Raw genomic sequence first — 12,596 nt, forward strand, 5'->3', positions numbered from 1 at the left:
TTATAGGTAAAAATTTAATGCTTGCTAGCAAGTGTTTACCTATAACTACATAAGAGAAAATATTGTAGAGGTTAGTATGGTTCCTGTTGTTGCTCTTGTTGGGCGTCCCAATGTCGGTAAATCTACGTTGTTTAACCGATTAACTCGCACTCGCGATGCGTTGGTGGCGGATTTCCCCGGTTTAACGCGTGACCGTAAATATGGCCAAGCTAAATTGGGTGAGCACGACTTCATTGTTATCGATACTGGCGGTATTGATGGTAGTGAAGAGGGTGTAGAAACGAAAATGGCTCAACAGTCATTGGCCGCGATTGATGAAGCTGATGTTGTGCTATTTATGGTTGATGGTCGCGCTGGTTTAACGGCGGCTGATGAAGTGATCGCCCAACATCTGCGTAAGATTGAAAAGCGCGCTATTTTAGTCGTGAATAAAGTGGATGGCATTGACGCTGATGCTGCAAGTGCTGAGTTTTGGCAATTGGGCGTCGATCAAATGTACCAAATTGCTGCCGCTCATGGTCGTGGTGTTGGGATCCTTATCGACCGAGCTTTGAATCCACTTGCTGAAGAAATGATCGAGCAGGCTGAAGGCGAAATCGAAGATCTAACCGACTTTGAAGATGCCGAAGAAGAAAAGTTAGATTACACCGAAGAAGAAGCCGAAGCTGAATACAAACGTCTGCAAGATCAGCCGATAAAACTGGCGATCATTGGCCGTCCGAATGTCGGTAAATCGACACTCACCAACCGCATTCTCGGTGAAGAGCGTGTTGTGGTTTACGACATGCCCGGAACGACGCGAGACTCCATCTACATCCCGATGATGCGTGATGAGCGCGAGTATGTATTGATTGATACTGCTGGCGTGCGTCGTCGTACTCGCATTAACGAAACGGTTGAAAAATTCTCGGTCGTCAAAACCTTAAAAGCCGTTGAAGATGCAAACGTTGTTCTGTTAGTCATTGACGCTCGTGAGAATATCTCAGATCAAGATCTTAGCCTGCTAGGTTTTGCACTAAACGCCGGACGTTCGATAGTGCTTGCAGTCAATAAGTGGGATGGGCTCGATAACGACGTCAAAGAACGTGTCAAGAAAGAGCTCGATCGCCGTTTAGGCTTTGTCGATTTTGCTCGTATCCACTTTATCTCTGCATTGCATGGTACGGGTGTTGGTCATCTATTTGAATCGGTTCAAGAAGCGTATAAATCGGCGACAACACGTGTTGGTACATCGGTATTGACTCGCATTCTTAAAATGGCAACCGATGATCACCAACCGCCTATGGTTCGTAGCCGCCGCGTAAAACTTAAATACGCTCACGCAGGTGGTTATAACCCGCCGATTATCGTTGTACACGGTAACTTGGTGAATGAGCTGCCAGATTCTTACAAACGTTATTTGATGAACTATTACCGTAAGTCTTTAGAAATCATGGGTACGCCTATTCGTATCCAGTTCCAAAGCAGTGATAACCCATTTGAAGGAAAAGTGAATAAGCTGACCTTATCTCAAGAGCGTAAACGTAAACGCTTAATGACGATGATGAAAGGACGCAGCAAGTAGCCTTCCTCATAACTGAAATACCCAAGTTTAGACTTGGGTATTTTTTTGCCTAAAATTTATCATTGGCGATAGAGTCTCACTAACGTGGCGGTCTGGAAATGAAGTGCAGTACCAAAATGATTGAGTGAAAAACAGAGCACGGCAACGTTGCTGCTTTGTATAAGTATCAAACAAAATGAGTAGAACATTTCGCCAAAAGATCATTTTAATATATTCTGGTTTTTTTGATTTATTAGCTATAAAATGGAATTTTGTATCGTTATAAATCCATATGCAGAATATGTAACTTATGCTTTCGGTATGTGGTTATATAAATGTTCTTTTGAGAGTAGATCGCTGAACGGAGCAGATAAAGCAAATGATCAGGCAGAGATCTTTTATCGATCATAGCCTAATGTGTATGAGGTGGTTGGTGAGCCTAAAGGTATTGTGATAGAGATCAAAGCTGAACTCTCGATAATCCGAGACCATACGTGCCGTTTGATGAAGTGTCGGCTATCACATGCACGATCTATCTACGCAAACGAGCTATCTATTAAAACGAACGATATAAAACATCTACCAAAATCACACTATGTGAAAGATGTTATGTGAAAGACACAAAGAGAGATGGGATTAATATGCAGGAAAATCTTTGCCCTTGTTGCCAAAATCCACTGGCGTGGGATGGGCGTTACCATTGTGCTCAGTGCAAACATCACTTTAACAAAATTGGTTTTTGCCCTGAGTGTGATTCTGAGCTGGAGAAATTGCAGGCGTGTGGCGCGGCAAACTTTTTCTGTAACTCATGCAATGAGCTCAAATCAAAATCTAAGATTCGATTTGAGTTTCAAGCACAAGATTAAGTGATTAATTAACGGTAGAGAAAACTTCGCCATCCGCCACTCGCGTGATCAATTGATCGCCGGTTTTTAGATCACGAGCGCGGTGAATCACTTTGCCTGAGCTATCTCGCGTGATCGAATAGCCTCGTTTTAGTGTCGCTAATGGGCTTACTGCGTCAAGCTTCTCTGCAGCTAGCGTTAAACGGTGTGCTGTGCGCAGGAGTTTTTTCTCCATTACGTCCAGTAATCGTTGCTCGCTTTTGGCTAGTCGATGCTGCTGCTTCGCTAAGGTTTGTACGGGAGAATGCAACTGCAGTTGATGGTATTGCTGGCCAATGTGCTCACGCTGAGTCGAAATATAGCGCTGTATCGCCCGCTGTAGGCGCATTTCTGTGTCATCAAGTTGCTGGCTTTGACGCTGCAAGCGGTAAGTGGGGTGCTGTTTCTCTAGCGCGTGAACCAAAGCGCGTAAATGATGCGCTTGTTGACTGGTGTAATAGCGCATCGCACTTTGTAGCTTGTGCTGGTATGAGGCGAAAGCTTGTCGCTTATTACTGTTGTCTCGGCTGACTAATTCTGCAGCAGCGGAGGGGGTTGGGGCACGTACGTCAGCCACAAAATCAGCAATCGTCACATCGATTTCATGCCCGACGGCACTGATAATTGGGATCTGACTAGCGGCAATTGTGCGCGCTACGATCTCGTGGTTAAAACACCATAAGTCCTCTAAAGAACCGCCACCGCGACCCACAATCAATACGTCACACTCTTGCCTCGCATTTGCTCTACCAATTGCTTGAGCAATTTGAATGGCCGCTTGTTCGCCTTGAACCAGTGTAGGATAAATGATGACGGGCAAGCTTGGATCGCGCCGCTTGAGCACATCAAGAATATCAAACAGGGCTGCGCCAGTTTTTGAAGTAATAACTCCGACGCATTGAGGATTTTCCGGCAAGGGGCGCTTATTGGATTGTGCAAACAGCCCTTCCGCGGCCAACTGCATCTTCAGCTTTTCAAACTCTTGCTGGAGACGACCATCTCCTTCGGGTTGCATGCTCTCGATAATGACTTGGTAGTCACCTCTGGGTTCATAAAGAGAAAGACGCGCTTTAACAAGTACCTGCTGGCCATTTTTAGGTTTGAAGGTCACAAAGCGATTATTGCTTTTGAACATCGCACATTTTACTTGCGCGCGAGAATCTTTGAGTGAGAGATACCAATGGCCAGAAACAGGAGCGGAGAAGTTCGATATTTCACCAACGAGCCACACAATGCCCATTTCATTTTCAAGTAACAGGCGTACTTCAGCATTGAGACGAGAGACAGTGTAGATGTTTTCGTTGGTCAAAGAAGGCAAGGCTAATCCCCTAGACGAGGGTATGGAAATTAGCGGCAATATAATACATATCAAGGGTTGGAATGCAAATTAAAAATGAAAAAATGAGTGGTCAAGCGATTACCTCGGGCGTATAATCCGACCGCAATATCAAATCCAAATCGATTTATCCTGTTCATTGTGTATTGGGGCAAATTGAGACAACTTGGATTTACCTTTTATTCACTCCTCTTAATTGTGAGATATTGCAAATGCTAAGAATTGCCAAAGAAGCGCTGACATTCGATGATGTTCTTCTCGTACCAGCACACTCCACTGTTCTCCCAAACACAGCCGATCTCCATACTCAGCTGACCAAAAATATCGCACTGAACATTCCGATGATCTCAGCTTCTATGGATACAGTTACAGAGGCTCGCCTTGCGATCGCTCTTGCCCAAGAGGGTGGTATTGGTTTTATCCACAAAAATATGCCCATTGAAGAGCAGGCTGAACAAGTCCGTCTTGTCAAAATTTTTGAAGCGGGTGTAGTCACAGCGCCAGTAACAGTTCGCCCTGACGCAACCATTCAAGATGTGATTGCTTTGACAGAGAAACATGGTTTTGCCGGTTTCCCTGTGGTGAGCGATCACAATGAGCTTGTCGGCATCATCACCGGCCGCGATATTCGCTTTGTTACTGATTTAACAAAAAAAGTTGAAGCAGTCATGACACCAAAAGATCGCTTAGCCACAGTTAAAGAGGGCGCATCTCGTCAGGATGTACAAGAGCGCATGCACAAAGCGCGTGTTGAAAAAGTCTTGGTAGTGAATGATGAATTCAAACTGACTGGTATGATCACCGCGAAAGATTTCCATAAAGCAGAACGCAAACCGAATGCTTGTAAAGATGAACAAGGGCGTTTACGTGTTGGTGCGGCTGTTGGTGCCGGTGCTGGCAATGAAGAGCGCGTAAAAGCATTAGTGGAAGCGGGAGTGGATGTTCTACTGATTGACTCTTCTCATGGCCATTCAGAAGGTGTACTTAACCGTATTCGTGAAACGCGCGCCGCTTATCCTGATCTCGATATTATCGGCGGCAATGTTGCAACGGGTGCCGGTGCGAAAGCTCTAATTGACGCGGGCGTAAGCGCGGTCAAAGTCGGTATTGGCCCGGGTTCAATCTGTACAACGCGTATTGTAACGGGTGTTGGTGTTCCTCAAATTACGGCGATTTCTGATGCAGTTGAAGTGGCTGATCAATACGGTATTCCTGTGATTGCTGATGGCGGTATTCGCTTTTCTGGCGATATTTGTAAAGCGATTGCTGCTGGTGCATCTTGTGTGATGGTCGGCTCCATGTTTGCGGGTACTGAAGAAGCTCCGGGTGAAGTTATTTTGTTCCAAGGCCGTTCATATAAAGCTTACCGCGGTATGGGTTCGCTGGGTGCAATGTCTCAAGGCTCTTCTGATCGTTATTTCCAATCTGACAATGCAGCTGACAAGCTTGTACCTGAAGGGATCGAAGGTCGTATCGCTTATCGAGGCCGTCTAAAAGAGATCGTTCATCAACAAATGGGTGGTTTACGCTCAAGCATGGGCTTAACTGGCTCGGCCACTATCGAAGATCTGCGCACTAAAGCCGAGTTTGTTCGTATCTCTGGTGCAGGTATGAAAGAGTCACACGTGCATGATGTTCAAATTACCAAAGAAGCGCCAAACTACCGCTTGGGTTAATGACCAACCACGAATAGCTTGAAGCTTATGGGGAGCGCGATGCTCCCCATCCACTACATTAATGATTGAGATTGACCTTAAATGACTAAAGATATCCATGACCAACGTATTCTGATCTTAGATTTCGGCTCTCAGTACACACAACTGGTTGCCCGCCGTGTTCGCGAAATCGGTGTTTATTGTGAGCTGTGGAGCTGGGATGTTGAAGAAGCGGACATCCGTGAATTCAACCCAGATGGCATTATTCTTTCTGGTGGCCCTGAAAGCGTGACTGAAGCCAACTCTCCGCGTGCGCCACAATATGTGTTTGACTCTGGCGTCCCTGTGTTTGGTGTTTGCTATGGCATGCAAACCATGGCTGAACAGTTGGGCGGAAAAGTGGCCAGTTCTGAGGAACGTGAATTTGGTTATGCAGCTGTACAGCTAATGGGTGAATCGGCCCTGTTTAGCGACCTTGAGCTAACGCAAGACGTTTGGATGAGCCACGGTGATAAAGTGGTGCAGATTCCAGCTGATTTTGTAAAAACAGCGCAAACGGAAACTTGTCCTTATGCGGCAATGGCGAACGAAGAGAAAAAATATTATGGCGTGCAATTTCACCCAGAAGTCACGCACACCAAAAACGGTCTAAAAATGCTTGAGAATTTCGTTCTCAACGTTTGTGGTTGTGAGCGTCTATGGACGGCTGAGTCTATCATCGAAGATGCGGTTGCTCGTATTAAAGAGCAAGTCGGCGACGATGAGGTGATCCTTGGCCTATCGGGTGGTGTAGATTCGTCAGTTGTGGCGATGCTGGCTCACCGAGCGATTGGCGATAAATTAACCTGCGTATTCGTTGATAACGGCCTATTGCGTCTGAATGAAGCTCAGCAAGTAATGGATATGTTTGGCAACAAGTTTGGTTTAAACATCATTCATGTTAATGCAGAAGATCGTTTCCTCAACGCACTGCAAGGTGAGTCTGATCCGGAAGCGAAACGCAAAATCATCGGCCATGTGTTTGTTGATATCTTCGATGAAGAATCAAAGAAATTGAAAAATGCGAAATGGCTTGCGCAAGGCACGATTTACCCAGATGTGATTGAATCGGCTGCCTCTAAAACAGGTAAAGCGCACGTGATTAAATCTCACCATAACGTTGGCGGTTTGCCTGATGATATGGAAATGGGATTGGTTGAACCACTGCGTGAGCTTTTCAAAGATGAAGTACGCAAGATTGGCCTAGAGCTTGGTCTGCCTTACAACATGCTTTACCGCCATCCGTTCCCTGGCCCTGGCCTTGGCGTACGCGTGCTGGGCGAAGTGAAGAAAGAGTACTGTGATTTGCTGCGCCGCGCCGATGCTATTTTCATTGAAGAGCTGCATGCCGCTGATCTGTATAACAAAGTGTCACAAGCTTTCACGGTTTTCTTACCTGTTCGTTCGGTAGGCGTTATGGGTGATGGGCGTAAATACGATTGGGTTGTATCGCTACGCGCTGTGGAAACCATTGACTTTATGACAGCACATTGGGCGCACCTGCCTTATGAGTTCTTAGGTAAGGTTTCTAACCGTATCATCAATGAAGTGAATGGTATTTCTCGTGTGGTTTACGATATTTCAGGTAAGCCACCAGCCACCATTGAGTGGGAATAATTCCTCTAAAAAAGCGTACTCCTTCGGTGAGTGCCCTGTTATGATTGCTGCGAAATAGTCGGGGAGCCGATGCAGATTCTGCATCGGCTGAGATCGAAATTCGAGACCCGTCGAACCTGATTCAGTTAATACTGACGTAGGGAACTATGAGCACTTTGTCACGAGCCGAATAACAACGGCTAACCTTTGTAAATTCGATTACCGAACTTTCCAAACCACGGTCAAAGTCAGTTCCTGTATGTCTTGTCATAGGAGCGACCATGGCACAACCAATACAGAAACACACACAAGAAACGACGCTATTAAACATACCTGTTGTACTCACTATCGCAGGGTCTGATAGCGGTGGAGGGGCAGGCATTCAAGCCGACATAAAAGCGATATCGGCAACTGGCAGTTTCGCGTGTTCCGTTATTACCGCCATTACTTCACAAAATACTCAAGGCGTCTCCGCCATTTTCCCCATTCCACTTGATCATATCGAAAGCCAGTTAGATGCCGTCTTTAGCGACTTGAAGATCGTGGCCGTTAAAATTGGCATGCTAGCCGATGCCAGTATCATCAAGATCGTTGCCCAAAAAATGCAGCAATACCAACCCAAGAGCCTTGTGATAGATCCCGTGATGGTGGCGACCAGTGGTGATTTATTACTTGAGCAATCGGCAATCAGTACATTAAAAGAAATGTTGATCCCTTTGGCTGACATTATTACCCCCAATTTATTTGAGGGAGCAGTACTTACTGGCAAGCCGGTTCCTCAATCTGAAGTCGAAATGAGCGGTATGGTGGCTGATTTACGAGCGTTGGGTGCAAAGGCGGTGTTGCTAAAAGGTGGGCATTTAGAACAAGATGAAAACAGTAATGATCTTTTGATCATGCAATCTTCGTCAGAATTGCTCAGTGCGAAGCGTTTTCCAACCCAAAATACCCATGGGACGGGTTGCACGCTCTCTTCTGCGATCGCTTCTTATCTTGCTCAAGGAAATAACCTGCACAAATCCGTGTATTTGGCTAAGCAGTACATATCGCAAGCTATTGGCTATGCCGATGAACTGGATGTTGGCCAAGGTCGCGGCCCAGTTCATCACTTTTTTACTGGCCACGCTCATGTGCGCTAAGCCATTGCCGGTGCGATGATGCTTGAGAAATTTGAGGCATTGGTTGTTCACTTAACCTGATGAAAAATAGATTGAACTCTAAAAGCCTCAAGCTTTTTTGAGGCTTTTTCATATTTATCGACTTGCCTTCAAAGGGCGATGTCGCCGTACGATAATTGGTTTACATCATGATGAAACCACTCGCATTTTGACATTTAATTAATAAGTTTCACTGTCAACAATGGCTCGGCTATCCATACTATTTTCACCGTACCCACTAAGCAAAAAATAAGGGATTGATATGTTGAAAACAAAGCATCTAGCCGTGCTGATTAGCAGTGTCTTAGCCGCAAACAGTTACGCGTTAAATATCTTACCTGACCCTGAAAATTCCGCGGGTTATATTGTCTCTAAAGTAGAGCTACAAGCGGCAGAAAAAGCCAAAACAGCGGATCCCATGTATGCCATCTGGTCGAAAGCACTAGAAACGCGTTCGAATGCGATTGTTGAAGCAATAGTACCGGGGTTAAGTTCTAACCCTGAAAACGTCAAGCGTGTTGAACGAGTCTTTCCACAGTACGAGTGGGATTTCTTAACTCAAATGGCGGCTCCCGAATACACCTACACACGCTTCTTACGGGCAATTGGCAAATTCCCCGCATTTTGTGGCGAATATACGGATGGCCGAGATTCTGACGCAATTTGTAAAAAATCCATTGTGACGGCTTTTGCCCATTTCTCACAAGAAACGGGTGGTCACATTGCGAAAGACAACGTATCTGATAATCCGAATAGGCTTGAAGAATGGCAGCAAGCATTAGTTCATGTGCGTGAAATGGGTTGGTCTGAAGGGCAAAGTGGCTACACAACCGGTTGTGGCCAAAATGATTGGCAAAATGCTCGTTGGCCGTGCGCCGCCGGGCAAGGTTATTTTGGTCGTGGCGCGAAGCAGCTCTCTTACCATTTCAACTATGGCGCTTTTTCTGAAGTGATGTTTGATGGTGATGCCAAAGTACTGCTCAATAACCCCGGATTAGTAGCGGATTCTTGGTTGAATTTAGCCTCAGCGATTTGGTTTTTCTTAACACCTCAAGCACCGAAACCGGCAATGTTGCACGTAATTGACCGTACATGGACACCTTCGCAACGTGAAAGCGATGCCGGTATTGGCTATGGTTTTGGCACCACAATTAACGTTATCAATGGTGGCATTGAGTGCGGTGAACAGAACAAAGATAAAGGTCAACCGGTTAATCGTATTCGCTACTGGGAAGGGCTAGCCGATCATTATCAAATACCGATTGAGTCTGATGAAAAGAATACCTGTTGGCAGCAAACGCCTTACGGTAGCTTAAATTTGAACGGTGCGACGGATGTGCTGTATACCAACTGGGATGGTAATTGGAAATATTACTCTGATCGCCCAGGTGGCTACTCGTTTGAATGTGAATTGGTTGGTTTCCAAACCGCGTATTCAGCCCTTGTTGCTGGTGATTACGAAAAATGTGTGACTAACTTTTATGGTTCACATTCTAGCTGGCCCCAAGTGCGTGTTGTGGATGCGATTGATCCCGGTACGCCACCAGAGCCACCAGTGGATGGCATCGTCGGCTGGGAAGCGACAAAGGTATATAACACGGGCGATAAGGTGAGCTATAAAGGCGCTACTTATGAAGCTAAGTGGTGGTCACAAGGTAATGAACCCACTCAAGGTGATCCTTGGAAGCTTATTACAGGTGAACCAACCGCGCCCACAACACCTGACCCTGTTGAGCCACCGCCAGTCGTCACCGAGCCAGAACCGCCCGTCACGCCAGAGCCTACGCCACCAAGCAGTGATTTTTCAAGCTGGGTTGCAGGGGTTACTGTTGCAAAAAATGGCGATAAAATTACGCATAATGGAAAGTGTTTTATGGCTAAAAATAACCCCGGAGTATGGGAATCACCCACGCAAAGTAACTGGTTTTGGGATGAAATAAACTGTCAATAGAGAGTAACATTTAGCAAAAGGAGAGCAGCACGATCGAATTCGGTTGCTCTGCTCTCTTTTTGAACAATCAAGTGGTTAAATTTACAATCTTAGTTTTCGTTAACGTTCTTTCCATTTTGTGTGCTACTCCACTAAAATCCGCGCGTAATTTTTATCAACATTTTTTAAGGTACTCGCGAATGTCTACTAAATTGGCCAATCCAGCGCCGCTAGGCCTAATGGGTTTTGGCATGACGACTATCCTGCTTAATATCCATAACGCAGGCTTTTTCCCTATCGACTCTATGATTTTGGCGATGGGTATTTTCTACGGTGGTTTAAGTCAAGTCATCGTGGGTATCATGTGTTTCAAACGTGGTGACACTTTTGGTACCACAGCGTTTACCTCTTACGGTCTATTTTGGCTCACATTGGTTGGCCTGATTGTCATGCCATATATGGGACTACCAGCAAGCCCTGCTCACTTTATGGGTTGGTACTTAACGTTGTGGGGCATTTTCACTGGTTTCATGTTTATCGGTTCATTGTGCTACCCACGTGCTAAACAAGTGGTATTCGGCTCACTGACCATTCTATTTGCTTTACTAGCTGCGCGTGATTTCACTGGTAGCGAACTTATCGGCACGATTGCTGGCTTTGAAGGCATCTTCTGTGGCGCAAGTGCGATTTATTTTGCAATGGCTCAAGTTCTGAATAATGAATATGGCCGTGTTATTTTACCGATTGGTGAAAAGAAAGCGCAAAACGCTGTTGTCGAAAAGTTGACGACACAAGAAATCGCAGCCTAATACGGGTTGATGAAAAAGAAAAAGGGTTAGCGTTTGCTAACCCTTTTTACGTTTACCTTGATTGCTTTTTGCTGATGAGCTTAGCTAATCGTTAGGATGATGGTTGTTCAACACCCACGGAGCTTTCTTCTACGGTTGGTTCTTGTCCCGTTTTGCGTTTATATTTTCCTTCCCAATATGTCGCATTCTTAATGCCGAGTTTTACTGGGTTGAAAAGATACTCATCGACACCTTGTTTTTGTTGCTCTTCATAATCTTTGAGTGCTGCAATAGCTGGTTTAGCCATAAAGAAGATGATCAAAATCCCGACTATGTTTAGCCACGCCATCAAACCCACGCCCACATCACCCATTGCCCAAGCAAGGTTCGCGGTTCTCACTGTGCCGTAGAATACCGTTGCGATGATCACTACTTTAAGAAGGAACATCAGGCCATCGACTTTAAAGGTGCGGCGAATGTAAGCAATATTCGTTTCAGCAATATAGTAGTATGCCAAAATCGTGGTAAAGGCGAAGAAGAACAGAGCAAACGCAACAAAAGGTTTACCCACGCCCGGTAGTGCGCTCTCAATCGCCATTTGGGTAAATACTGGGCCATTGGCACTGATATCCGCCGCGATGTTCTGTACTAAAAATGCACCTTCTGCGCCGCCGTGTACGTTATAAGCACCAGTGATCAGAATCATGAACGCGGTTGCGGAACAGACCAGCAAAGTATCAATGTAGATAGAAAAGGCTTGCACTAAACCTTGCTGCGCAGGGTGATCAACACTCGCGGCAGCCGCAGCGTGCGGTCCAGTACCTTGGCCTGCTTCGTTTGAGTAAACACCTCGTTTTACCCCCCAACCAATCGCAGCACCAATACCTGCCATTGGTGTGAACGCATCACCAATGATCATGGCAAAAATACGTGGTACTTCACTGATGTTGAGCAGGATGATAACAAACGCAGTAATGACATAGGCCAAAGCCATAAATGGCACCACGACCTGTGTGAAGTTAGCGATACGCTTAACACCACCAAAGATGATGAAAGCTAAAATAATTGACACTACGGTACCAGTAAAAATCTTAGCAAAAGTGAAGCTACCGATAGTGGTTTCAATGATTGGGCCAGCCCCAAAAGCTGCTTCTACGGCATTACCAATGCTGTTGGATTGCACGCCAGGTAAAAGCACACCACAAGCAAAGATGGTGGAAATGGCGAAGATCCATGCATACCATTTTTGTCCCATCGCTTTTTCGATGTAATAAGCGGGGCCACCACGGAATTCACCTTCATCTTCTTCTTTATAAATCTGTGCCAGAGTTGACTCAGCATAAGCAGTCGCGGCACCAAAAAAGGCCACTACCCACATCCAGAAAATAGCACCAGGGCCACCAAAACCAATTGCTGCGGCTACGCCTGCAATATTACCCGTACCGACGCGTCCCGAAAGTGAAACGGCCAAAGCTTGGAAAGAGGATATCCCTTTGGTTGAGCTTTTTCCGGAAAGAAGAAGTCGCCACATTTCAAAAAAGTGACGGACCTGAACGAATCGGGTCACAATTGAGTAGAATAAACCCGCACCAAGGCATAAATAAATTAGCGCCGGGCTCCAGATTATTCCATTCAGAAAATCAACAAATGACTGCATATGCATTTCCC

9 protein-coding genes and 1 riboswitch are annotated in these 12,596 nt (G+C 45.7%); of the genes, 7 read left to right on the plus strand and 2 right to left on the minus strand.

The window, feature by feature from the left end:
* Window positions 1-76: 76 nt before the first annotated feature.
* Window positions 77-1,564 carry a ribosome biogenesis GTPase Der gene (gene der, locus AACQ75_RS02210; protein WP_029388206.1) on the plus strand — a complete coding sequence of 496 codons (1,488 nt, stop codon included), beginning with the start codon at window positions 77-79 and terminating at the stop codon, window positions 1,562-1,564.
* 620 nt (window positions 1,565-2,184) lie between these two features.
* Complete coding sequence (locus AACQ75_RS02215; protein ID WP_199871416.1) at window positions 2,185-2,409, plus strand: zinc ribbon domain-containing protein; 225 nt, start codon at window positions 2,185-2,187, stop codon at window positions 2,407-2,409.
* 4 nt (window positions 2,410-2,413) lie between these two features.
* Here AACQ75_RS02215 and xseA read toward each other — a convergent pair whose 3' ends face one another.
* Window positions 2,414-3,745: an exodeoxyribonuclease VII large subunit gene (gene xseA, locus AACQ75_RS02220; protein WP_170889403.1), complete on the minus strand. Its 1,332-nt coding sequence runs from the start codon at window positions 3,743-3,745 to the stop codon at window positions 2,414-2,416.
* A gap of 230 nt (window positions 3,746-3,975) precedes the next feature.
* Between xseA and guaB the strand changes: the two genes are divergently transcribed.
* The 5 genes from guaB to AACQ75_RS02245 all read left to right on the plus strand — a co-directional run bounded on the left by guaB (window position 3,976) and on the right by AACQ75_RS02245 (window position 10,949).
* A complete protein-coding gene (guaB, locus tag AACQ75_RS02225; protein ID WP_010320392.1) occupies window positions 3,976-5,439 on the plus strand; it encodes an IMP dehydrogenase in 1,464 nt (487 codons plus the stop codon).
* 81 nt (window positions 5,440-5,520) lie between these two features.
* Window positions 5,521-7,074 (plus strand): glutamine-hydrolyzing GMP synthase, encoded by a 1,554-nt coding sequence (gene guaA / locus AACQ75_RS02230; RefSeq protein WP_017044245.1) that lies wholly within the window; start codon window positions 5,521-5,523, stop codon window positions 7,072-7,074.
* Window positions 7,075-7,123: 49 nt separating this feature from the next.
* A riboswitch (TPP riboswitch) is annotated at window positions 7,124-7,234 on the plus strand.
* A 100-nt stretch (window positions 7,235-7,334) separates the two neighbouring features.
* Window positions 7,335-8,192, plus strand: coding sequence for a bifunctional hydroxymethylpyrimidine kinase/phosphomethylpyrimidine kinase (gene thiD, locus AACQ75_RS02235; RefSeq protein WP_170889404.1), 858 nt, complete (start codon window positions 7,335-7,337; stop codon window positions 8,190-8,192).
* A gap of 280 nt (window positions 8,193-8,472) precedes the next feature.
* Window positions 8,473-10,161, plus strand: coding sequence for a chitinase (locus AACQ75_RS02240; RefSeq protein WP_115339568.1), 1,689 nt, complete (start codon window positions 8,473-8,475; stop codon window positions 10,159-10,161).
* Between the two features lie 179 nt (window positions 10,162-10,340).
* The gene (locus AACQ75_RS02245) at window positions 10,341-10,949 is read left to right on the plus strand and encodes an acetate uptake transporter (RefSeq protein WP_094144566.1); all 609 of its coding nucleotides are present in this window, start codon (window positions 10,341-10,343) and stop codon (window positions 10,947-10,949) included.
* A 91-nt stretch (window positions 10,950-11,040) separates the two neighbouring features.
* On the opposite strand, the gene AACQ75_RS02250 is transcribed toward AACQ75_RS02245, so the two are convergent.
* Window positions 11,041-12,585: an alanine/glycine:cation symporter family protein gene (locus AACQ75_RS02250; protein WP_017043180.1), complete on the minus strand. Its 1,545-nt coding sequence runs from the start codon at window positions 12,583-12,585 to the stop codon at window positions 11,041-11,043.
* Window positions 12,586-12,596: the final 11 nt, after the last annotated feature.

The organism is Vibrio sp. B1-2, from assembly GCF_963888445.1.
GTDB lineage: Bacteria > Pseudomonadota > Gammaproteobacteria > Enterobacterales > Vibrionaceae > Vibrio > Vibrio anguillarum.